The 23346-nt window shown below is 74.8% G+C and carries 15 protein-coding genes; 3 read left to right on the top strand and 12 right to left on the bottom strand.

Features of this window, described 5'->3' with window-relative positions:
* The first annotated feature begins 6 nt into the window (after positions 1 to 6).
* Entirely contained in the window at positions 7 to 936 is a 930-nt protein-coding gene (locus tag ACIQOE_RS06940) for an RNA polymerase sigma-70 factor (RefSeq protein ID WP_351322878.1), read from the top strand.
* A gap of 19 nt (positions 937 to 955) precedes the next feature.
* On the opposite strand, the gene galE is transcribed toward ACIQOE_RS06940, so the two are convergent.
* Positions 956 to 1936 (bottom strand): UDP-glucose 4-epimerase GalE, encoded by a 981-nt coding sequence (galE, locus tag ACIQOE_RS06935; RefSeq protein ID WP_401410032.1) that lies wholly within the window; start codon positions 1934 to 1936, stop codon positions 956 to 958.
* A 38-nt stretch (positions 1937 to 1974) separates the two neighbouring features.
* Entirely contained in the window at positions 1975 to 3192 is a 1218-nt protein-coding gene (locus ACIQOE_RS06930) for a glycosyltransferase 87 family protein (RefSeq protein ID WP_401410129.1), read from the bottom strand.
* A 397-nt stretch (positions 3193 to 3589) separates the two neighbouring features.
* On the opposite strand from ACIQOE_RS06930, the gene ACIQOE_RS06925 reads away from it, so the two are divergent.
* Complete coding sequence (locus ACIQOE_RS06925; protein WP_365560953.1) at positions 3590 to 5104, top strand: glycosyltransferase family 39 protein; 1515 nt, start codon at positions 3590 to 3592, stop codon at positions 5102 to 5104.
* A gap of 49 nt (positions 5105 to 5153) precedes the next feature.
* Here the strand turns inward: ACIQOE_RS06925 and ACIQOE_RS06920 are convergent, their stop codons facing one another.
* A complete protein-coding gene (locus tag ACIQOE_RS06920; RefSeq protein ID WP_401410030.1) occupies positions 5154 to 5636 on the bottom strand; it encodes a MarR family winged helix-turn-helix transcriptional regulator in 483 nt (160 codons plus the stop codon).
* A gap of 129 nt (positions 5637 to 5765) precedes the next feature.
* Here ACIQOE_RS06920 and ACIQOE_RS06915 point away from each other — a divergent pair, with 129 nt between their 5' ends.
* A complete protein-coding gene (locus ACIQOE_RS06915; protein ID WP_351322882.1) occupies positions 5766 to 6182 on the top strand; it encodes an organic hydroperoxide resistance protein in 417 nt (138 codons plus the stop codon).
* Here the strand turns inward: ACIQOE_RS06915 and ACIQOE_RS06910 are convergent.
* The 9 genes from ACIQOE_RS06910 to ACIQOE_RS06870 all read right to left on the bottom strand — a co-directional run bounded on the left by ACIQOE_RS06910 (position 6169) and on the right by ACIQOE_RS06870 (position 23181).
* A complete protein-coding gene (locus ACIQOE_RS06910) occupies positions 6169 to 7605 on the bottom strand; it encodes a hypothetical protein (protein ID WP_401410028.1) in 1437 nt (478 codons plus the stop codon). The two genes, ACIQOE_RS06915 and ACIQOE_RS06910, sit on opposite strands and share 14 nt — an antisense overlap.
* Positions 7606 to 7683: 78 nt before the next feature.
* Positions 7684 to 8988 (bottom strand): hypothetical protein, encoded by a 1305-nt coding sequence (locus ACIQOE_RS06905; protein WP_401410026.1) that lies wholly within the window; start codon positions 8986 to 8988, stop codon positions 7684 to 7686.
* Positions 8985 to 11168, bottom strand: a complete 2184-nt coding sequence (locus tag ACIQOE_RS06900; RefSeq protein ID WP_401410024.1) for a CDP-glycerol glycerophosphotransferase family protein — start codon at positions 11166 to 11168, stop codon at positions 8985 to 8987. The genes ACIQOE_RS06905 and ACIQOE_RS06900 overlap by 4 nt, the downstream gene beginning before the upstream one ends.
* A 2-nt stretch (positions 11169 to 11170) precedes the next feature.
* On the bottom strand, positions 11171 to 13360 hold the full coding sequence (locus ACIQOE_RS06895; RefSeq protein ID WP_401410022.1) for a bifunctional glycosyltransferase family 2 protein/CDP-glycerol:glycerophosphate glycerophosphotransferase: 2190 nt from the start codon (positions 13358 to 13360) through the stop codon (positions 11171 to 11173).
* A gap of 124 nt (positions 13361 to 13484) precedes the next feature.
* Positions 13485 to 15746: a CDP-glycerol glycerophosphotransferase family protein gene (locus ACIQOE_RS06890; RefSeq protein WP_401410020.1), complete on the bottom strand. Its 2262-nt coding sequence runs from the start codon at positions 15744 to 15746 to the stop codon at positions 13485 to 13487.
* Between the two features lie 151 nt (positions 15747 to 15897).
* Complete coding sequence (locus ACIQOE_RS06885) at positions 15898 to 16737, bottom strand: carbohydrate ABC transporter permease (protein ID WP_351938784.1); 840 nt, start codon at positions 16735 to 16737, stop codon at positions 15898 to 15900.
* Positions 16734 to 18065: a carbohydrate ABC transporter permease gene (locus ACIQOE_RS06880; RefSeq protein ID WP_401410018.1), complete on the bottom strand. Its 1332-nt coding sequence runs from the start codon at positions 18063 to 18065 to the stop codon at positions 16734 to 16736. The genes ACIQOE_RS06885 and ACIQOE_RS06880 overlap by 4 nt, the downstream gene beginning before the upstream one ends.
* A gap of 7 nt (positions 18066 to 18072) precedes the next feature.
* Entirely contained in the window at positions 18073 to 19455 is a 1383-nt protein-coding gene (locus ACIQOE_RS06875; RefSeq protein ID WP_365560973.1) for an ABC transporter substrate-binding protein, read from the bottom strand.
* Between the two features lie 150 nt (positions 19456 to 19605).
* Positions 19606 to 23181: an FHA domain-containing protein gene (locus ACIQOE_RS06870; RefSeq protein WP_401410015.1), complete on the bottom strand. Its 3576-nt coding sequence runs from the start codon at positions 23179 to 23181 to the stop codon at positions 19606 to 19608.
* Positions 23182 to 23346: the final 165 nt, after the last annotated feature.

Below are 23346 nucleotides of genomic sequence, written 5' to 3'. Positions count from 1 at the left end.
GGCGTCATGGACACGAACAAGGCCGAGGAGTTCGAGGAGCTGCGGCCGCTGCTGTTCTCGATCGCGTACCGGATCCTGGGCAGCGTCGGCGAGGCGGAGGACGCGGTCCAGGAGAGCTGGCTGCGGTTCGAGCGCTCGACGACGGAGGTCAGGTCGCCGAAGGCGTTCCTGTCGGCCGCGGTCACCCGGATCGCGATCGACGTGCTGCGCTCGGCCCGGGTCCGGCGCGAGCAGTACGTCGGCCCGTGGTTCCCCGAGCCGCTGCTCGCCGACCCCTACGAGGACCCGGCACGGTCGGCGGAGCTGGCCGACTCGGTCTCGATGGCGGCGCTGCTGCTCCTGGAGCGGCTCAGCCCGCTGGAGCGGGCCGTCTTCGTCCTGCGCGAGGTGTTCGACTTCGGGTTCCCCGAGGTCGCGTCGGCGGTGGGCCGCTCGGAGGCCGCCTGCCGCCAGCTCGCCGTGCGGGCCCGGCGCCACATGGCCGAGGGCCGTCCGCGCTTCGAGGCGGACCGCGCGGAGCGCGAGGAGCTGGCGGCACGCTTCTTCGAGGCCCTCCACGAAGGCGACCTGGCCGGCCTGCGGGACCTGCTCGCGGCCGACGTGACCCTGGTCGGCGACGCCGGCGGCAAGGCCCCGCAGCTGGCCCGGACGGTCCTGGGCGCCCCGCGGGTGGCGCGGCTGCTCGCCGCCGTCCTGCCGGTGATGTTCCGGATCGAGGTGACCTGCGAGCAGCACGAGGTGAACGGGCGGCCGGGCGCGATCTTCCGGGACCGCGACGGCGGGATCCTGCAGACCCTCTCCCTGGACGTGGCCGAGGGCCGGATCCAGGCGATCCGCCTGGTCCTCAACCCCGACAAGCTCGCCCACATGGGCCCGGTCGCGGACGCCTGGGCCCTGTCCGAGGAGTTCAAGCGGGCCCGCAGGCCGGCGCCCTGAGGGCGCCGGCGGGTGCGGATCAGGTCCGGGCCGCCTCCGGGTGGAGGCGCAGCCAGCCCTGCCAGGCCGAGGTGATCATGTCCTGGACGTCGTGCCTGGCCTTCCAGCCCAGCTCCGCGGCGGCGCGCTCGGCGGAGGCGACCACGCGGGCCGGGTCGCCGGGGCGGCGCGCGGTGACGGTGGGCGGACGGTCGTGACCGGTGACCGCGTTGATGCGGTCGATCATCTCGCGGACCGAGACGCCCTCGCCGCTCCCGATGTTCAGGGTCAGCGCGCGGCCCGGTCCGGCCTGGAGGGCGCGGGCCGCCGCCACATGGGCCTCGGCCAGGTCCACCACGTGGATGTAGTCGCGCACGCAGGTGCCGTCGGGCGTCGGGTAGTCGTCGCCGAAGACGTGCGGGGCGGCGTCCTGGGTGAGCTTCTCGAAGACCATCGGCACGAGGTTGAAGACACCGGTGTCGGCGAGTTCGGGGCGGGCGGCGCCGGCCACGTTGAAGTAGCGCAGCGACGCCGTGGACAGGCCGGTGGCCCGGCCCGTCGCCCGCACCAGCCACTCACCCGCGAGCTTCGTCTCGCCGTACGGCGACATCGGCGCGCACGGCGTCTCCTCCGTCACCAGCTTCACGTCCGGCATGCCGTAGACCGCGGCGGAGGAGGAGAACACGAAGGAGCCGACCCGCGCCTCCGTCACCGCCTCCAGCAGGACCCGCAGGCCCTCCACGTTCTCCCGGTAGTAGTGCAGGGGCCGCTCCACCGACTCGCCCACCTGCTTCTTCGCCGCCAGGTGGACGACGCCGGTCACCTCGTGCTCGGCCAGCACGCGCGCCAGCTTCTCCCCGTCCAGCGTGGAGCCCGTCACCAACGGGACGTCCTCGGGCACGCGCGCGGCGATGCCGGCGGACAGGTCGTCGTACACCACCGTCCGCTCGCCCGCCTCGGCCATCGCGCGTACGACGTGCGCCCCGATGTAACCGGCGCCGCCGGTGATGAGCCAGGTCATGCGTGCCCGTCCCCTCCGTCAGTCCGCCCGTGGCGTCGTCAGCCGCGGTCACCCCTCAGTGAACCAGGTGCGGCCGCCGTCAGCGGACGGCCGGGCCGCGGCGCCGGGCCGGGCGCGGTGCGGACGGCGGTCCGCGGGCGGCGGGTGGCGCGCCACAGGCGGGTGAGGGAGAGGACGGCGGCGCCGGCCAGCAGGCCGTTGCGGGCGAGCATCAGCAGGCAGCCGGTCCAGGTGCCGTGCACGACCTCGGCGTAGAACGTGGGGTAGGCGACCGAGCTGAGCGCGGTCGCGGTCACGATCAGCGCGGCGACCGGACGCTGGGTGGTGTGCCGGGAGGTCAGGCACACGGCGGTCAGGCCGAGCAGCCAGATCAGGTACTGGGGGCTGATCACGCGGCTGGTGACGGTGAACAGGAGCACCGCGCTCAGCGCCGCGTCGTACGGGGTGGCCTCGGTCCACCGGCGGGCCCGCACCCGCCACAGCAGCAGCAGCGCGAAGGCCGCGGCGGTGAGCGCGAGGGAGGCGGTCGCGACCGCGTGCACGTGCGGGCCGACCAGCTCCATCGCCCCGTACCGGTAGCGGGTCGTGCCCCGCCAGCCGGCGTGCCGGGCGAGGCTGAGCGCGGTGCCGCCGAGGGACTCGACCTGGACACCCCGGCCGCCCTGCTGGCGCAGGAAGGCCAGCGGGTTGCGGAAGGAGAGCAGGAAGACGGACAGGACCGCGGCGCCGGTCGCGGCGGCCCACGTCCACGCGCTGCGGGTGGTGCGTCCGCGTCCGACGCCCAGCAGCACCAGCGCGGGCCACACCTTCACCAGCGCGCCGAGTGCCGCGAGCGCGCCGCACGCGCGCGTGGCGCGGCCCAGCGCCAGCAGGGAGAGCACCGCGAAGGCGGTCACCGCCACGTCGTAGCGGGCGAGCGGCAGGTGCAGCAGGAGGGGGAGGGCACCGGTCCACAGGGCCGCGCCCAGCAGGGTCCGTCCGGGGCGGGTGCCCGCGCGGACGAGCGCGGCCGTGATCAGCGCGTCGGTCGCCAGGGTGAGCGCCACGAACGCCTGGAAGTAGCTCAGTCCGGGCAGCAGCCCCGGCGCCAGCAGCACGGCGCCGGCGCCCGGCGGGTACTGCCACAGCGTGTCGTGCGCCGGGAACGCGCCCTGCGACAGCACGCCGTACCAGTGGAAGTACAGCCGCCACACCTCCCGTGCGACCGCGCCGTGTCCGAGGAGCCGCTCGTTGTTGTGGGCGAGGAGCCACAGCATCAGCGCGCGCGTGGCGAGCCAGGCACCGGCGAGGCACAGGGGGCGCGCGAGGCGTGACGTGCGCGGGGGTTGTGCGGTGCGCGCGGTGCGCCACAGGCGCGAGAGTCGAACAGACGGGGCGAACGGGGCGCGGGGGAGCGGGAAGTACGAGCGGTGATTCATCAACGGCGAGCGTAAGCCGCGCGGATGGTGTATCCATGCCGATACGCCGTCAATACCCGGCAAAGGTTGGCTAATCGCAAAAGATCGGGCCGTGGTGAGTATCGGGCCTCTCGTAAAAGCGCATCCGCGGACGACGCGAACGACAGCAACCGGCCGGCCGGCTCCGTCGAGCCGGCCGAAGCCGTCGGAGGGGCGGCCCGCCGGGCCGCCGGGCCGCGCGCGCCGCGCCGCCGCCGTGGCCGTCCCGGCCGCGGTGATGCTCGCGGTCGGCCTCTGGGGCCTGCACCGCGGCGGCATGTGGCGCGACGAGGCCGTCACCTACCAGGTCGCCCGGCGCACCGTGCCGCAGATCTGGCGGCTGCTGCACGGCGTGGACGCGGTGCACGGCCTGTACTACCTGCTGATGCACGTCGTCCTCGCCGTCGCGCCCGGCCGGCCGGGCGAGGTGGACCTGCGGCTGCCCTCGGTGTGCGCGGCGGCCGTCACCGCAGGTCTGGTGGCCGCCCTCGGCATCCGGCTGGCCCGGCCGCGCGTCGGCCTGTGGGCCGGACTGATGTTCGCGGTCACGCCGTTGGTCGGGCACTACGCGCAGGAGGGCCGCTCCTACGCCCTGGTCGCCGCGGGCGCGACCGGCGCGACCCTGCTGTTCGTCCGGGCGGCGGACGCGGAGGGCACGGCCGGACGGCGGGCCTGGTGGTGGTACGGCGCCGTCCTCGCGGTCACCTGCTGGCTGCACGAGTTCGCCGTCCTGCTGCTGCTCGCGCACGCGGCGACCCTGGCGCTGGCCCGGTCCTCGGGACGGGTGTGGCGGGGCTGGGGCTGCGCGGCCGGGGCGGTGGCGCTGGTGCTGGCTCCGATGGCCGTCGTCTCGCACGCGCAGTCGGCCCAGCTGGCGTGGCTGTGGGAGCCTGACCTGGAGACCGCGCAGGACCTGCTGCGCGACTACCTCGGGCCGAGCGACGGGGTGTACTGGGTGTGCCTCGCGCTCGGCCTGCTGGGGCTGACCCGGCTGGTGGGCCGGCGCGGCGAACTGACCCTGGCGGCGGTCGCGCTGCCGCTCGCGGTGCTGCCGCCGGTGGCGCTGATGCTGGCCTCCCAGTTCACGCCGCTCTACGTCGACCGGTACGTGCTGTACGCCCTCGCCGGGGCGCCGCTGCTGGTGGCGCTCGGCGCGGACCGGGCCGCGGGTCTGCTCGGCCGGCTCCTGCCGCACGGCGCGGCGGGCGCGGCCAGGTCGCCCGCGCTGACCGTGGCCGGCGTCCTGGCGGTCCTCCTCGCCTTCGCCCACCAGGTGCCGCTGCTGCGCCACGACCGCGTGCCGGGCACCCGGCCCGACGACCTGGGCGCGGTCGCGGCGGCCGCGGCGCGCGTGCTGCGGCCCGGTGACCCCGTGCTCTACCTGCCGTCCCACGCACGGGGCACGGAGCTGGCCTATCCCGCCGCGTTCCGGGGCACGCGGGACGTGGCGCTCGCCCGGGCCGCCGCGGCGTCCGGGACGCTGTACGGCGGTGAGGTCGGCGCGGGGACGCTGCGGCGGCGGCTGGCCAAGGCGGACGAGGTGTGGGCGGTCATGGAGAAGTACGCGCTGGTCAGCGGGTACCGGCCGCGGCTCGCCACGGAGCGCGCGAAACTCGCCGTGCTGAACCAGCAGTTCGTGCTGCGCGAGGAGATGGTGATCGACCGGATGGCGCTGCGGCTGTACGTGCGGCCGATCCGGGGCACGGCGGGCGGGACCCAGCCCGGCCGGTGAGGCGGCGCCGCCACCCCCGCGGCCCGGCCCCGGGCCGGCCGCGGGCGTCTCAGCGCGCCCCCTCCGCCGCGGCCGCGGCGTCCAGGGCGCCGGTGAGCTGGTCCAGACGGTCCTTCAGGTCCCGGATCCCGTCCAGGTCGAAGCCGGTCGCGGCCATGATCCGGCGCGGTACCTCGAAGGCCTGCTCCCGCAGTGCGGTGCCCTGCTCCGTCAGCCGTACCTCCACCGAGCGCTCGTCGCGGGCGCTGCGCTCCCGGCGCACCAGGCCCGCCGTCTCCATGCGCTTGAGCAGGGGGGACAGGGTGCCGGAGTCCAGGCGCAGGTGTTCGCCGAGCTTCTTGACCGGCAGGTCGCCGTGCTCCCACAGCACCAGCATCACCAGGTACTGCGGATAGGTGAGCCGGAGGTCCTTCAGGAGCACGCGGTAGACGCTGTCGAAGGCGCGGGACGCGGCGTGCAGGGAGAAGCAGATCTGGCGGTCCAGGTGCAGCCACTCCGCCTCGGGGGCGGGGGCCGGGGTCGTCGCGGTCATGACCCGATGGTACCTCTCGCGAGTCATTCAGTTGTGCACAATTGAATTGTGTGCTCTACTTGTGGTCGTGAGGGCGGCAGGAACGGAGCCGCCGGACCACGCAGCAGACTTCGAGAGGGATGGTCTTCCATGGACGCGCTCTACACCGCAGCCGCCACCGCCACCGGCCGGGAGGGACGGGCGGTCAGCTCGGACGGGCAGCTGGACCTCGCGCTGGCGTTCCCGCCGGCGCTCGGCGGCAACGGCCAGGGCACCAACCCCGAGCAGCTCTTCGCCGCCGGTTACGCCGCCTGCTTCGCCAGCGCCCTCGGCGCCGTCGGCCGCCAGGCCAAGGTCGACACCGGCGAGATCTCCGTCACCGCCGAGGTCGGCATCGGCAAGGACGAGGCCGACGGCGGCTTCGCGCTCAAGGTCACCCTGCGCGTCGAACTCCCCGAGGAGCTCGCCAACGAGACCGGCGAGAAGCTCGTCCACCAGGCCCACGCGTTCTGCCCCTACTCCAAGGCCACCCGCGGCAACATCCCGGTCGAGCTCATCGTCGAGTAGCGGGCCCGGCGGCCGCCGGCACGTCCCGTGTCCCGGTGAGCCGCGCGAGCACCTCGCCGGTCCGCCGGCTCCAGTCCACGACCACCGCGTCCCCGGGCAGCCGCTCCCGCCGCGTGAGCAGCAGCCAGCGCACCCGGGAGCGGTGGTCGTGCGCGTCGGCCAGCCGGATGCCGTACCCGGGCAGCAGTCGCACGGCGTAGGGGGCGTCCGTGACCACCGGTTCACCGGGGCCGATGTGCCGGGCCGCCCAGTCGTACGACGGCCAGCGCGGCGGCTGGACGAAGCCGACCGGGTCCAGCGAGCGCGGTACGACCGCTCCCGCCTGCGCGGTCAGGAACCCCAGGCAGACCCCGCCGGCCGTGGCCCAGCCGAGCACCCGCCGCCGGACCGGCCAGGGCCGCCCGGCCGCCAGCTCCACGGCCAGCGCGCACTGCGGCGCCAGGAGTGCCGCGCCCAGCAGCTCGCCGGTGCCGTGGCGGACGCCGTACCCGGCCGGCAGCGCCGCCAGCACGGACAGCAGGACGAGCGGATCACGCCAGGCCGTGTCCCGGGCCCGGAGCCACAGCGCCGGCAGCCCGAGCAGCACCGCCAGCCAGCACTGGCCCGCCACCCCGCCGTACACCCCGTCCACCGGGTAGGTCTGCGGCAGCACGCGCGCGTGCGTCCCGACCGCGAACACCGCGGCCGCCACCGCGCCCATCAGCCCCCACCGCCCCCGCACGGCACCCGCCCAGCCGCGCTGCCACCCCGCAACGAACGCCACCGCCCCGGCCGCGGCCGCCGCACCGAGCAGCGGGTCGACCAGCGCCACCACCCCGTACAGCACCCCGAGCGCCGCGTATCCGGAGAGACTGCGCAGGCCGCTCGGGCCGACGTAGCGCACCCGGCGCCGATCGCGGGCCCGCGCCCCGGTCAGCGCCCAGCACCACAGGGTGAGGCCGAGGGCGAACGCGGACGGGTAGCCGAGACCGCCGGTCAGCGGCAGCAGGGCCGGCGAACCGCCGCCCCAGCCCGGCCGGGTGCCCCACAGCACGGACATCAGGACCAGCGCCAGCACCGGCGCCCAGGGACGCGGGGTCAGGACCCGGACCAGGCGGCCGAGGCCGGTCAGCAGCACCAGCAGGTTCAGCGGGCCGCACACCCGCAGCAGCTGCCAGCCGCTGAGCCCGGTCAGCCGCGCCAGCACGCCCTGCGCCAGCACGTACGGCGAGACGGCGGCGTCCGTCAGGCCCGACCGCAGCCCCTCCACCGCCGCCGCGTGCAGTCCGGCCTCGCAGCACGGCGGCACCCGCCAGTACGCCAGGGTCATCACCAGCCAGAACAGCAGGCCGAAGACCTGGTACGGGGTGAGTCTGCGGACCCGGCCGCCGCGCAGGGCGGTGGAGCCGCGCGCGGCGCGCCGGACCAGGGCGCCGGTGCTCACCGGAGAGAACGGACAGGGCGGACCATTTGCCGAGTGTTCCCGCGCGCCGCACGGCCGTCCCGGCCGCGCGGCCGCCCGTCACCTCATCGAGTGAGCTTCCGGCAGACCCGCACCGCTCACCTCATCGAGTGACCCCTGTGCCGGAACCGGAGCCACCCGGGACAGCAGTGCGTCGAGGAGCAGCGGCACCCCCACCACCGGCAGCAGCCAGGCCAGTACGATCAGCCGGTCGCCGCCGATCGCGATGTCCGGATGCCCCGCCTGGGTCAGGATCCCGGTGCCCGCCGCCGCCAGCAGGAACGCCCCGAACGCCGGCCGCCGCCGCGCGCCCCACGCCCCGGCCGCCAGCGCCGCCGGGAACACCGGGGACAGCAACTGCCGGCGCAGCCACTCCACCCAGAAGTCCCACTCCAGATGGAGGAACTCCGGCCAGGGCCGGACCCGGTCCGGGTGGGCGTAGTGGCCCGTCAGCAGGTCCTGCATGCTCTCCGCCTCGGAGGGATAGTGCAGCAGCCGGGCCAGCAGCAGCGTGCCGGCCACCGCCGCCCCGCCCACCGCGGCGACCGCCACCACCCCGGGCCCGGCCGCCCGCCCGCGCCGCCGCCGCGCGAGGGCCACCGCCGCTCCGGCCCCGGCCAGGCACCCCCCGAGGAACAGCGCCTGCGCGTGCTTCACGGCGAACAGCGCCGCCAGCGCCCCCGCCACCAGCACCGTCCCGGCCCGCACGGTCCCCGCCCGGCCGGTGAGGGCCAGCGCGCAGCCCCACACCGCCGTCAGGGTCAGCGCCAGCATCAGGCCCTCGGTCATCGGCCGCATCGCCGTCGTCCCCACCGGCAGCAGGTAGTACAGGGCCTGCCCGGTCAGCGCGAGCGGCACCGGCACCGGCAGCGTCCGCAGCACCAGGAAGACCAGCACCCCGCCCGCGACCGTGACCAGCACGCTCGCCAGCCACACCCCCCAGGTCACCCCGAACACGGTCACGAACGGCACCAGGAACACCGGATAGCCGGGCCGCACCTCGAAGATGGCCCGCAGCCGGGCCCCGACGAACGGCACGACGTGCCCGCCCGTCCGGCCGGCCGCCGACCGGCGCTCCACGCGCCGCAGTTCGTCCCGCCGGCACTGCGCGGCCACCCGTCCCGCCGGGCTCGGCGCGTGGAAGCGCACGACGTCCACGCTCTGCGCGCGCGCCGCCTTCGACGCCTGCCCGGCGCACACCCACGCGATCGTGCGGACCGCCGCCTCCCGTGGCTGGGCACCGCCGAGGGACAGCGCGTACGACACGTAGTTCTTGGAGTCGGGAGTGTCCCGGCCGGTGACGTTGGCCAGTTGCAGCACCGCGAAGACGGCGGCCAGCACCAGCACCCAGGTGCGCGGTCTCACGTCGACGCCAGCAGATCGCGGCCCGCGGCCGGTTCCGGCACCCGCACGGCGGCGGCCGGCATCGGCTCACCGAGCAGCAGCGTCCGGACGACCCGTTCGGCGGCCCGGCCGTCGTCGAACTCGCAGAAACGCGCCCGGAAGACCGCCCGCAGCCGCGCCGACTCCTCGTCCCGCCAGCCGCCCGAGGCGAAGAGCCGCGCCAGCTCCTCGTAGGAGCGGGACACATGACCCGGCGCCTCGGCGGTGATGTCGAGGTAGGTGCCCCGGCTCGCGGTGTACGCGGCCCAGTCGTCGGCGTGCACGACGATCGGCCGGTCCAGGTTGGCGTAGTCGAACAGGACGGAGGAGTAGTCGGTGACCAGCACGTCCGCCGCCAGCAGCACCCGCTCCACGTCCGGTTCGCCGGTCGCGTCGACCACGATCCCGCGCCGGTGCAGCTCGGCCAGGCCCATCCCGCGCGCCGGACCGGTCGCCAGCGCCGGATGCAGCCGGACCACCAGGGTGTGGTCCGCGCCGAGGTCGGCGGCGAACCGGGCCAGGTCGATCCGCTCCACATGGCCGCCCCGGACGTAGTCCCGGCGGGTCGGGGCGTAGAGGACGACCGTGTGACCGGCGGGAATGCCGTACCGGTCGCGGAAGTCCGTCGGGCCGCCCGCGACCAGGACGTCGTTGCGCGGGCTGCCCGTGCGAACGGAGCCGAAGTGGCAGGGGTAGGCCCGCTCCCACACCAGCTCGGAGTGGCGGTTGGCGACCAGGCTGTGGTCCCACCGGTCGGCCCGGCGCAGCATCTGCGGCACGTCCAGGCCGAGCCGGGCGCCGGGCCGGTCCAGCAGGTCGGCGCCCAGGTACTTCAGCGGGGTGCCGCGATGGGTGTGCACGTGCACGCTGCCCGGCCGTTTGACCAGCGCGCCGGGCCAGTTGACGTCGTTCACGAAGAACTTCGCGCGGGCGGCCAGCCGCCGGTACTGCGGTGAGTCCAGCAGCACGTGCTCCACGTCGCCGGGCAGCCCCGCCGCCACCTCGGCGTCCTTGACCACCCAGACACCGCGCAGCTCCGGCGCGATCTCCCGGGCCCTGCGGTAGACGGCCGCCGGGTCGCCCCGCAGGCCCTGGTGCGAGGCCGCCGAGTACAGCACCAGCCGCTCGTCGAGCGCCCCGCCCGGCCGGGGCAGCGCGCGCCGGGCCCGCGCGCCCGCCGCCCGGCGCACCCGCAGCGCCTGCCGGCCGCCCTCCCGGCCCAGCCGCCCGGCCTGCTGCCGCAGCCGGTAGGACGCGTACGAACCGCCGAGCACCCCGAGGGCGGCGCCCTCCGGCCGCCAGGCGCGGTACAGCTCGGCCGTGCGCCGGAAGAACTCGCCCTTGGCGGCGGGCGGCAGCCGGTCCGGCTTGGCGAGGATGTCCAGGCAGTGCTCGCCCATCTTCCGGTGCAGGTACGGCCGCCAGCCGGCCAGTTCGGGGTGGGAGTCGACGTACGCGAAGACCCTGCGGTACTGGTCGTGGACGTCGAAGTGCTTGCGGCTGGTGGTGGAGAGGATGTTGCCCTGGCGGCGCTGGCGGTAGTTCAGGCAGATCCGGTCCAGGGTGGCGATCCGGCCGGCGCCCAGCATGACCGGGAAGGTCCACGGGGTGTCCTCGTAGTAGCCCGGCGGGAACCGGAAGCCGTTCTCCGTGACGAAGTCACGCCGGTAGGCCTTGTTCCACACCACCATCAGCAGGTCGAGGATCTCCGGGTGTTCGGCCGCCGTGAAGACGGCGTCGGTCGCGCTCAGCACCTCCGCCAGGGCGTTGCGCCGCGTCCCGCCCCACCAGTAGGTGCGCGCGTAGTCGAAGACCAGGACGTCCGGGTCGCCGGTCTCCGCCAGCCGGTCGGCGACCGCGCGCAGCGCGCCCGGGGTGAGGGTGTCGTCGCTGTCCAGGAAGAGCAGGAAGTCGCCGCCGGCGTGCGGGAGTCCGGCGTTGCGGGCGCGGCCCAGGCCCACGTTCTCGGGCAGGTGCAGGACCCGTACCCGCGGGTCGCGGGCCGCGTACTCGTCGAGGATCGCGCCGCTGCCGTCCGGGCTCCGGTCGTCGACCGCGATCACCTCGAAGTCGCGGAAGGACTGGTCCAGCACCGAGTCGAGGCACTCGCGCAGGAAGCCCTGCACCCGGTGACAGGGCACGATCAGACTGAATCGGGGCACGGTCAGCTCCTCACGAAGACGGTGGCGGCCGGGGCGGGCAGCCGCTTTGCCAGGGGGATCAGCGGCGGCAGCGACTCCGGCGGCTGGCCGAGGAAGATCCGGCGCACGACCCGCTCGGCGGCCAGACCGTCGTCGAACTCGCAGAACCGGGCCCGGAACGCGGCCCGCAGCCGGGTGGACTCCGGGCTCCGGTACGCGCCCTCGCGGAAGATCCGGGCCAGCTCCTTGGGGGTGCGGGCGACCGGGCCCGGCGGCTCGGCCATCAGGTCGAAGCAGACGCCCCTGGTCTCCCGGTAGACCTCCCAGTCGTCGGCGTACACGACGATCGGCCGGTCCAGGTTGGCGTAGTCGAACATGATGGAGGAGTAGTCGGTGATCAGCGCGTCCGCCGCGAGGCACACGTCCTCGGCGGAGCGGTGCGCGGTCACATCGATGACCCGGCCGCTGCCCGCGGGGACCCCCTGGTCGTAGAAGTAGTGCGCGCGCAGCAGGACGACGACGTCCTCGCCGGCCTCCTCGCAGAACGCCTCCAGGTCGAGGGCGGGTTCGAAGCCGGTGCGGTGGTCGCGGTGGGTGGGGGCGTACAGCACGGCCGTCGTGCCGTCCGGAACGCCCAGGGCGCGGCGGGCCCGGACCACGTCGTGCGGGGACGCCGCGTAGTAGACGTCGTTGCGCGGATAGCCGTACTCCAGCGCCTCGTACGAGCCGGGGAAGGCGCGCTCCCAGGTCTGGGTGGAGTGGCGGTTGGCGGACAGGTTGTAGTCCCAGCGGTCCACCCGGCCGAGCAGCCTGGCGAAGCTGCCGGTGCGTGCCGCGACCACCGGGTACGTCGACTGGTCGACGCCCATCTTCTTCAGCGGGGTGCCGTGCTGGGTCTGCAGGTGCACGCTGCCGGGCCGTTTCACGACCCCTTCGGCGAAGTTGGCGTTGTTCACCAGGTACTTGGCGCGGGCCAGCAGCTGCCAGTAGCGGCGGCTGCCGATCACCGCGTACTCCACGTCCTCGGGCACGGCGTGCTCCTGGCCGGCCTCGACCAGGAACACCGAGCGCAGCCACGGGGCGAGCTGGCGGGCCGCGGCGTGGATGGCGGCCGGGTTGCAGGTGTAGCCGCGGCCCCAGTAGGCGCAGAACACGGCGAGGTTCTCGTCCAGCGGGCGGCGCAGGTCGAGGGCGTAGCGCAGCCGGGTGAGCGGCAGCCGGGGCCGGGGCAGCCGTCCGGCGGCCCGGTTCGCCCCGCGCAGCGCCCGGAACGCGGTGTACGCGCCGGCCGCCAGGAGCCGGTGCTGCACCCCGAGGCTCCCGCCCGGCGTCCGGAACCCGGCCGGGCGGTGGGCGCGGTACAGGGAGCCCGCCCGCCGGAAGAACGCCCGGTGCCCGGACGGCAGCCGCCGCGGCCGCGCGGCCGTCCTCAGCACGGCCTCGAAGAGCTGCCCGAACAGCGGCCGCGCCCGGTTCTCCGGGAGCCCGGCGGCGCGCGCACGCGTCAGCACCAGCTCGACCTGGTCGAGGAGTTCGTGCTGGTGCGCGCCCGGCAGGTTCAGCCGGCCGCCCTGCCGGCGCAGCCGGTGCCGTACGGCCACCGACCGCAGCACCGCGAGGCGTTCGGCGGCGATGCCGGCCGGTCCGCTCCAGCCGACGTCCGTGAAGTGGCCGGCGGGGAACTTCAGCCGGGCGTCGGTGACAAAGGCGCGGCGCCAGACGGCGCTCCACGCCGGCAGCGCCACCCCGGTCAGCGCGGGCGCCTCGGCCGGGGCGAAGGCGCCCCGCGGAGCGCCCGCCAGCAGCGCCGCGGCCGGGTTCGCCGGCTCGCCCTCCCACCAGGGCACCCGCTCGTGCTCGAAATACAGCACGTCGACGTCACCGGTCTCGGCCAGCCGTGCCGCCAGCCGCGCCAGCGCGCCCGGCACCAGCACGTCGTCGCCGTCCAGGAACAGCAGGTAGGTGCCCCGGGCCGCCCGCATCCCGGCGTTGCGGGCCCCGCTCAGCCCGGCGGACGGCGGTGAGTGCACCGGGGCCACCCGGGAGTCCCGCTCGGCGTGCCCGGCGGCGACCGCGGCGGCCGGGGCGTCGGGTCCGTCGCAGACCGGGATCAGCTCCAGGTCGCCGAAGGACTGGGCGAGGACCGAGTCCAGCGCCTGGGACAGCCGGCCGGCGACCCCGTGGGACGGGACGATGATGCTGAAGCGGGGCATGCTGCTCTTTCTCAGGTGTCCATGCGGCCCGGCCTCCCCGCGGGTCGCCAGGTGGACGGCCGCGACGGAGTGGGCCGCGAGGTGTTGGGGGGCATGAGGGAACTCCCTGGAAGGCAAACGGCGGTCAGCGGCCCTCGGTGACGGGCAGATGGCCGGAAGGTTGCGGAACGGTGGCCAACGGGGAGTCGGTGCGTTCCGAGGCCGCCGACGGGACGGGGCGCCGCTCGGCGAGCGGGACGAACTCCGGCAGGCCGTCCCGTTCGCCGAGCACCACGTGCCGGACGACCCGCTCGGCGGCGCGTCCGTCGTCGTACCGGCAGAACCGCTCGCGGAACGCGGCCCGCAGCTCCGCGGAGCGCGAACCCCGCCAGTGGCCGTCCGCGAAGATGTCGATCAGCTCGTCCTCGCTGCGGGCGACCGCGCCCGGCGGAGCGGCGCGCAGGTCGAAGTAGGTGCCCCGGCAGGCCTGGTAGGCGTCCCAGTCCTCGGTGTGCACCACGATCGGCCGGTCCAGGTTCGCGTAGTCGAACATGAGGGAGGAGTAGTCGGTGATCAGCGCGTCCGAGGCCAGGCACAGGGACTCCACGCTCGGGTGGTCGCTGACGTCGATCACCCGGGCCCCGGCCGCGAGCGGGCCGCCGTGCCAGTAGTGGGCGCGGGCCAGGACCACGAAGCGCGGACCGAGCCGGCGCACGATCCGCTCCAGGTCGAGCGCGGGCCGCTGGGTGCGCCGGTAGTCGCGGTGGGTGGGCGCGTACAGCAGGGCGACGGCGCCCTCGGGGACGCCCAGCGACTCCCGGATCCGGATCACGTCGGCGGACGTGGCGTGCTGGAAGACGTCGTTGCGGGGACTGCCGTACTCCAGGGTGGTGTAGCGGCCGGGGTAGACGCGCTCCCAGGTCAGGGTGGTGTGGCGGTTGGCGGACAGCAGGTAGTCCCACTTGCCGACACCGCGCAGCAGCTCCTCGAAGTCCATGCCGGCGCCGGCCGCCGGGTGTTCCTGGAGGTCCAGGCCCATGTGCTTGAGCGGGGTGCCGTGCTGGGTCTGCACGAACACCTGGCCGGGGCGCTTGCGCAGCCGCCGGTCGAAGTTGACGTTGTTGACCAGGTACGTGGAGCGGGCCAGCGCGGTCCAGTAGCCGAAGGTGCCCGGACGCAGCCGGCGCGGGCCCGGCGGCACGGTGTGCTGGTGCTCGGGACGGGCGATCCAGGCGGTGCGGATGTGCGGGGCGTGGTCGCGGAACGCCGCCTCCAGCGCGCCCGGGTTGCAGGCGTGGCCGCGGTGCCAGTAGGCGGCGAAGACCGCGCGGTCGGCGCGCAGCGGGAGCCGCAGCTGGATGCGGTAGTGCAGCTGGAGGAGGGCCGAGCGCAGGGCGCGGGCGGACTTCACGGCCGCCTTCGCCGTGCGGCGGCCGGCGGCCTGCGTCAGCTGGAGGGCGTGGTAGGTGCGGTGCAGGCCGTAGTGGACCAGGCCGTGCCGCAGCCGGGTGCGCCAGGGGAGCGGGCCGCCCTCGGTCCGGTACCGGCGGTAGTGCGCGCGGGCCCTGCGCAGGAACTCGGCCCGGCTGCCGCGGGGCAGCCGCTCCCGCCGGGTGAACACCGTCGAGAGGTGGTCGATCATCCGCCGGAACAGCACCGGCCGCCAGTGCGCCAGTTCGGGCCGCTCGTCGAGGAAGGCGAAGACCCGGTCGTACTGGTCGAAGATGTCGAAGTGGCCGCGGCTGGCGGTGGAGAGGATGCTGCCGTGCCGCCGCTGCCGGTAGTGCACGCAGACCCGGTCCAGGGTCGCGATCGTCCCGGCGGCCATCAGCACCGGGTAGGTCCACGGGGTGTCCTCGTAGTAGCCGGGCGGGAAGGCGAAGCCGTGCTCGGCCACGAACTCCCGCCGGTACGCCTTGTTCCACGCCACCATCAGCACGCGCAGGAGACCCGGCCGGTCCCGGAGGGTGAAGGGCGCCGGGCCCTCCTCGGTCAGGTGCCGTGCCTGCTTGTTGCGTTCCGCACGGCCGGTCCAGAAGGTCCGCGCGTAGTCGTGGACCAGCACGTCCGGCTCGCCGGTCTCCTTGATCCGGTCGGCGACGGCCCGCAGCGCATCGGGGGTCAGCGTGTCGTCGCTGTCCAGGAAGAGCAGGTAGTCGCCGCGCGCCAGCTCCATCCCGGCGTTGCGGGCGCCCCCCAGGCCCCGGTTCTCCGCCAGGTGCACGGGCCGCACCCGGGCGTCGCGGGCCGCGTACTCGTCGATGATCGCGCCGCAGGCGTCCGGCGAGCGGTCGTCGACGACGATCAGTTCCAGATCGGGATACGACTGCGAGAGCACCGAGTCCAGGCACTCGGACAGGTACGCCTGGACCCGGTACGCGGGGACGATGACACTGAACCTGGGCAACGGGCATCCAACGGTCGGCGCGGGCGTTCTGCCCGGGAACGGCCAATGGAGTGATCCGGTTACGGTTCGCTAGGTCATCCGGGTTACGTTCCGTGAACGGCGAAGGGCGAGCCGGTGGACGGCCCGCCCTTCCCTGACGCTTCCCGTGTGCTTATTTGACCGCGCCCGCCATCACCCCGGTGACGAACTGCCGCTGGAAGGCGAAGAACACCGCCAGCGGGATCACCATCGAGATGAAGGCGCCGGGCGCCAGGACGTCCACGTTGTTGCCGAACTGGCGGACCTGGGTCTGGAGCGCCACCGTGATCGGCTGGGTGCCCGACTTGGTGAACACCAGCGCCACCAGCATGTCGTTCCACACCCACAGGAACTGGAAGATGCCCAGGCTCGCGATGGCCGGCCCGCCCAGCGGCATCACCACCCGGGTGAACAGGCGCAGTTCACCGGCGCCGTCCAGACGGGCCGCCTCCAGCAGCTCCCGCGGGATCTCCGCGAAGAAGTTCCGCAGCAGGAACACCGCGAACGGCAGCCCGAAACCGACGTGGAAGAGCACCACCCCGAGGATCGTCCCGAACAGCCCTATCTTGCCGAAGAGTTCGGCGATCGGGATCAGTGCGACCTGGACCGGCACGACCAGCAGGCTGACCACGGTCAGGAACCACCAGTCCCGGCCGGGGAACTCCATCCACGCGAACGCGTACCCGGCCAGCGCCCCGATGACCACGACCAGGACGGTCGCCGGGACGGTGATCAGGACCGTGTTCCACAGCGAATGGGTGATGTCGCCGTTCTCCAGGAGGTTGCGGTAACTCCCGAAGGTGAGCTGGGACGGCTTGGCGAACACCTGCCACCAGCCACTCGCGCTCATGTCCTCCGGGGAGCGCAGCGAGGAGGCGAGCAGCCCGATCGTCGGCACCAGCCAGAACAGCGCGACGACGATCAGGAAGAACCGCACCAGACCGCCGTTGATCTTCTCCAGCAGCCAGCTCATCGCCGTTCCTCCCGCCTGAGCCTGCGGACGTTGAACCACATCACCGGGATCACGAGCAGCAGCAGGAACACCGCGATCGCGCTCGCGATGCCCGGCTGGCCCTCGGAGAAGCCCTTGCGGTACAGCTCCAGGGCGAGCACGTTCGCGTCGTCCTGCGAGGAGCCCGGCGCGATGATGTACACGAGGTCGAACACCTTCAGCACGTTGATCATCAGGGTCACCGTGACCACCGCGAGGACGGGTGCGAGGAGCGGCACGGTGACCTTGCGGAACACCTGCCACTCGGTCGCCCCGTCCACCCGCGCCGCCTCCAGCAGCTCCCGGGGCACACCGGCCAGCCCGGCCGCGATCAGCACCATCGCGAAACCGGCCCACATCCAGATGTACGACCCGATGATGGCGGGCGTGACCAGGGACGGGCCGAGCCAGTCGACCCCGTTGTAGGGCTGCTTGAAGTTGCTCGCGGGCAGCCGCAGCACCGCCCCGTCGGCGGCGGCGGGCAGCGTGAAGGTGCCGTCGGCCGCCGCCTCGGCGGACGCCACCACCGTGCCGTCCTTCACCGCCTCGACGCGCATGCCGTCGTAGCCGAGTTCGGACGGGTCGGGGGCGCCGAGCCTGCCGACGCCCTTGCCGCGCGTGAAGTCCTGCCAGGTGCTGCCGGTGACCTTCCCCGGGTCGGACACCGCCGCCACGGCCGGTTTCGCCCCGTCGGGCATCTGGTCGGGGGCGACGCCGACCAGCGGGAGGGAGACGGGCTGCCCGGCGTGGACGGCCGCCGTGGTGACGAAGCCGCCCTGGTCGGGCTTGAGCGGCGACTCCCGGCCCGGGTGGGCGTTCGGGAACGCCGAGGACCGGGCGAAAGTGTCGTGGACGCCGACCCAGACCGCGTTGGCGACGCCCTTGTCCGGGTCCTGGTCGTAGACGAGCCGGAAGATGATCCCGGCGGCCAGCATCGAGATCGCCATCGGCATGAAGACGACCAGCTTGAACGCCGTGCCCCAGCGGATCCGTTCGGTCAGCACCGCGAAGACCAGACCGAGGGCGGTGGAGAGCGTCGGCGCGAACACCACCCAGATGATGTTGTTCTTCAGGGCGGTCCTGATGCCGTCGTCCGTGAAGATCGCCTTGTAGTTGTCGAAGCCGGCGAAACCGTCGCCGTTCGCGTTGTAGAAGCTGCGGATCAGCGAGTACCCGATCGGGTAGACCACGAGCGCGCCCAGCAGCACCAGGGCCGGCAGCAGGAAGAGGAACGCCACCGTCCGGCGGGTGCCGGTCACGCTCTTGCGGCGGCCCGGTGGAGCGGGGGCCGTCGTCGCGGGTGCGGCCATCGCCGGGTCAGCTTCCGCTGCCGTAGGCGGCCGCCGCGTCCTTCTCCAGCTTGGCCTGCGTGCCCGCCACGTCCTTCGGGTTCTTCAGGAAGTCCTGCAGGTCCTTCCACTCGCCCTTGCCCGGGGTGCCGCCGAACGCCTGCGGGGCCTGGTCGGACATGTCGAAACGGAAGTCGTCGCCGGACGCGATCAGGGACTTGGCGATCGTGCGCTGCACCTCGTTCGGGTAGGCCGAGTTCGCCACGCTCTTGTTCGGCGAGAGGTAGCCGCCGAGCTTCGCCTGGATCGTCGCCGCGTCCGGGGAGGCCAGGAAGGTCGCGAGCGCCTGGGCGCCCTTGGAGTCCTTGAAGACGACGGCCGCGTCACCGCCGGAGACCACGGGCGCGGCGGAGCCGACCGCCGGGAACGGGAACACCTTGGCGTCGGTGCCCACCTTCGCCTTGGTCTCACCGATGTTGACCTGCACGAAGTCGCCCTCGTAGACCATCCCCGCCTTCGGCTGGTCGCCGCCGGTGAAGGTCTGGGTGACCGAGGCGGGGAACTCCGTCTGCAGCGCGCCGTCGGCGTCGCCCGCCACGTACCCCTTCTTGCCCCAGATCTGGGCGAGCGTGGTCAGCGCCTGCTTCACCGACGGGTCGGTCCACTTGATCTTGTGCTGGGCGAGCTGGTCGTACTTCTCCGGGCCCGCCTGGGAGAGGTAGACGTTCTCGAACCAGTCGGTCAGCGTCCAGCCGTCGGCGCCGCCGACCGAGAACGGCGTGACACCCGAGTCGTACACCGTCTGCGCGGTCGTCAGCAGGTCCTGCCAGCTCTTGGGTTCCTTGGCGCCCGCGTTCTCGAAGACCGTGGTGTTGTACCAGATCAGCGACTTGTTGGCGGCCTTGTAGTAGACGCCGTACTGCTTGCCGCCGACCGTGCCGATGTCCTGCCAGCCCTGCGAGTAGTTCTTCCGCACCTCCTTCAGCGCGTCCGCGCCGAGCGGTTTCGCCCAGCCCTTCTGCACGGCCTGCTTGATCGCTCCGGGCTGCGGCAGCAGCGCGATGTCCGGCGGCTGGCCGCCCGCGATCTTCGAGCCGAGGAAGTTGATGATCGGGTCCTGGGCGGGCACGAAGGTGACCTTCGCGCCGGTGCGCTTCTCGAACTCCGCGAGTACCTGCTTGAAGTTCTTCTGCTCCTGCCCGGTCCAGACGGCGGCCACCTCCAGTGTGGTGCCGTCCAGTTTCGGGAGACTGAGGGTGGAGCCGGGGGTACCGGCACCGCCCTTGGAGCCGTCGTCGTCCTTCTTGTCGCCGCTTCCTCCGCACGCGGTGAGCACGAGGGCTCCCGAGAGGAGGGCGGCGAGCGTCGTGAGGGCCCTGCCGGTCCGGATGGTGCTGCTCATGGCGCGCATCACTTCCCCGTTCGTCGTTCCTCGTTGAACGTCGGAACTCTGTTCCGTGCGCTCCGGTGTACGCGGGGGCCGCCGGTGCGGCAAGGGTGCCTACAGGTGAGGGCCGGGGATCGTGATGGCCTCGTGATCAGCGGGCCGGGGCACCGCCGCTCACAGCAGGGAGGGCACCTCCGCCGCCGAGACCTCGCGCGCCGCCCGCTCCACCGCGCTCGCCAACAGGGCAAGGTCCGTGGGCCCGTTGCCCAGCTCCCGCACCGGGCGGCGGGTCGGAGGGTCGCCCATGCGGGGCCAGTCGAGGGCGACGACCGTGGGGCGCTGGGTCGCCGTGCGCGGGATGCGGCCGGTGACCCGGCCCGCCTGGAAGGCCGTGACCCGGCCGTCCGGTGAGGTCAGACGGCCGCGGCCCGGGGCCGGTTCGTCGGGTCCCGCGGCCGGCGGGTCCAGGGTGACGCGCAGGGTGGCCCGCCGGGCCGGTTCCGTCTCCGCCGTACGGCCGCCCGCACCGGACGCCGCGATCAGGTGGACGCCGAGCCGGTAGCCCTCCTTCGCCACCGCCTCCAGCGCCCGCATCACCGAACCGGCGGCCGGCCGGCCCGGTGAGCCGAGGGCGGGGGAGACCAGCGCGTCCAGGTCGTCGACCACGACGACCAGGCGCGGCAACGGCGGTGGCACCTCGGTGCGGCTGCGGGCGGCGGCTGCGGCCGACGGGCGCAGCCGGATCGTCGAGCTGGGCGGTGCCTCGATGTCGGCGGCACCCGAGGCGGCGGGACGGCCGCGCTGGGGGACGATCCGGCCCGAGATCTCCCGCTGGGCGTGCCACTCGGCGAAGTCGGAGCGGCCGAGCAGCTCCGAGCGCCGCTTCAGCTCCGCGCTCAGCGACTGCGCCAGCTCCCGCATCCGCACCGGGTCGTTGACCGACAGGTGGGTCGTCACGTGCGGTATGTCGGTGCACACCCGCAGGCCCTCGCTAAGACCCGCGCCCGCCCCGGTGCCGACGCCGTCGCGGCCGTCGATCAGGACGATCCCGAGCCGGTCGGGACGCTCGGCGGCGGCCAGCGAGGCGACCAGCGCGCGCAGCAGCTCGGTACGGCCGCTGCCGGACGGGCCCTCGACCAGCAGGTGCGGTCCCTCGGCGACCAGGTCGGCGCCGAGCGGGCCGCGCGGTCCGGCGCCGAGCACCGTCCGGGCCCGGCCGCCGAGCGACTCGGCGTCGTCGGCGGCGTCCGCCCAACGGGCCATCAGCGACGCCGGGGTGGCCCGCGCCAGCCCCAACTCGTCGAGCAGACGGGCGGACTGCGGGAGCGGGGCGGCCACCCGGCTGTGCCGGTCGCCGGCCGGGCCGTCGGGGCGCAGCGGTGCCAGAGCCCGCGCGAACCGCTCGGCCCAGGCGGCGGAGACCGCGTCCACCGCGGCCAGGGTGCCGGGCCCGAGCGGGCCCGCCGCGTCGGTACGGGCCACCCGCAGCAGGTGCAGTGCCGTCGCCACGTCCCCGCTGAGCAGGGCCACGGCCCCGCACTCCCGGAACGTCGGCGTCACCGCGCACGCGGACTCGTAGGTCCGGGCGACCGGTGAGGTGGGCGAGGCGGGGGCCGTCTCCGCCAGGCAGATCACGTGCACTCCGGCGCGCGGCCCGGCGACGGCCAGCCGCGCCACCGCGTCACGCAGCGCGGAGCCGCCGGGATCGCCGTCCACCACGACGACCGTGTACGGCCCCGGGAAGCCGCCGTCGTGCGCGTCGAGGCCTTCGCGGGCCCAGGAGGGGCGGTGCGCGGCGTCGGCGGCCGCGGTGCCGGTGCCCGCGCCGGACAGGTCCGGGCGGTCGGACGGGGTGGCGGGCCGGCGGGGCGCCGACAGGTCCTCCACCCGGCGGAGCAGCTCCTCCACGCGGGCGGCGGCCTGCTCGCGGTCGTAGGCGAGCAGGAGCCGGCAGTCCTGGCCGTGTCCGGGGCGCACGTGCGGCAGCCAGCCGAGCCAGGCCCACTCCGCCGCGCGCTCCTCCACGGGCCGGGACCGGTCCGCGCTGATCAGCACGATCTCCAGCAGGTCGGGGGAGTGCAGCGCGGCGAGCTGGGCCAGGACCGCGCGGGCGAGACCGGTGAGCCGGGTGCGCGGGCCCGCGAGACCGAGAGCACCGGCCTCGCGCAGGTCGGCGGTGACCGGCACGGCGGGAAGCAGTTCTGGGCCGTCGAGCGTGGGGCGGTCCGCGGTGCCGAGCCGGACCGTGAGCGCTTCCGGGTGACCGGGGCCGCGCTCCCAGAGGCGGGGGCCGGGGCCGAGCGCGGTCAGCAGCAGGGCGGCCGGATCCGGCCAGGTCTCCGGCTGGGCCGGACGCTCGGCCGGCGCGGTGGTGCCGGTCTCGGCGGCGGGCTCGTCGTCGGCGTCCGGCAGCGGCTCGGTGCGGCCGCCGGCCAGCCGCCGTGCCCAGGCGCCGAGCCCGCGTCTGCGGGTGCCGGGCAGGGCGGGGGCGTCGGTGCCGCGGAGCGGGGTGCCCTTGCGGCCGGCGGCGGGGTCCTCAAAGGCCTCGCCGTCCGCCGCCGCGCCGGGGCCGCCGAGAACGCCGGCGCGGCCTGCGTGGGTGTCGCCGGAGCGTGCGGCCGGGCCGGGGGCGTGGTCCGTGGGGTGCCGCGGGTCGCCGGGGTGCCGTGCGGCTTCGGAGCCGTCGCGCGGGCCGGGCAGCCGGCCGTGACCGGCGGCCTGCGAGGTGTCGTACCGGCCGGGTCCGGCCGCCGGGAACGGCTCCTGCCCCGGTCCCGCCGCCGAGGCGGACGCGGGCCCGGTACCGGCCCGCGGCCCGCCGTCCCGGCCCGCTCCGGCCGCCGTGCCGCGGGCGGCGGCGGGCAGCCCGCCGTGGCTCTCGATCCGCGGTGCCTCGCCCTGCGCGGGCACCACGTGCGGCTCCGCGGGCGCGTGCGGCCGGCCCGCCGCCGGGCCCGCGGCGCCCCAGCCCGCCGTGCCGTAGCCGTGGTGGGTGCGGCCGGCCGGACCGCCGGGTGCCGCCGGGTGCACGGAGCCCGCGGGACCGCCGCCCGGGTCGTCCGGGTCCAGGTCGTCCAGGAGCACCCGGACGCAGCCCTCCCCGTCCGGTGCGGTCTCCACCCGGGCCCCCGGTCCGCCGGACGGCGTAAGCCGCAGGGCCGATTCCCCGATGCGCAGGAGCGCTCCCGGGACGAGCCGGACCGGGCGGTCGGTGACCCGGGTGCCGTCCAGGGCCGTGCCGTTCGTCGAGTTCAGGTCGGCGACCAGGACGTGGCCGTCGGCGCCGACCGTGACCGCGCAGTGCAGGCGGGAGACGTCCGGGTCGTCGAGCGGGACGTCGGCGTCGGCGGAACGGCCGACGGTGATCCGGCCGCCGTGCAGGAGGTGCACCCCGCCCGCGTCAGGACCGGCGATCACGCGCAGCTGGGCCGGGGCGTCGTCCAGCTCGGGATGCGGTTCGGGGGCCGCGGGCGCGCCCAGGGCCAGCACGGCGCCGTCGACCAGCGGGGGCTCGCCGAGGATCCGATGGCGGGCGTCCAGCCGCTCCGCTCCCGCGTACAGCACGACCGGGGCGCCGCCGGACTCCCGGCCGCCCACGCCGCCGTCACCGGTGACCGCCGAGGCCAGCGCGGAGGCCACCGCCGCCAGATCCGTGCCCGCGGGGGCCGTCACCAGCACGTCCCGGCTCACGGTCCGGCCCCGCTGCGCGGCAGGGCCCAGCGGGTCTACGACGGTCAGCCGGATCTGCATCGCCGTCAGCGGTCCCTTCTGCGCGGGCGCGGAATTCCCCCCACCGCCACGAGCACGTCGGCCAGTTCTGCTGTCGCACGCATCCTCGCACCTGCCACTGACAACACGCCCACGTCCCGATGGTAAGTGATCTTGATTGGTCAGCTCTGCCCCCAAAAGTGCCTG

It is taken from the genome of Streptomyces sp. NPDC091282 (assembly GCF_044757385.1).
GTDB classification, from domain to species: Bacteria; Actinomycetota; Actinomycetes; order Streptomycetales; family Streptomycetaceae; genus Streptomyces; species Streptomyces gramineus.
Note: the sequence above shows the minus strand (reverse complement) of the source record. Positions and strands in the feature narration are given on the sequence as shown.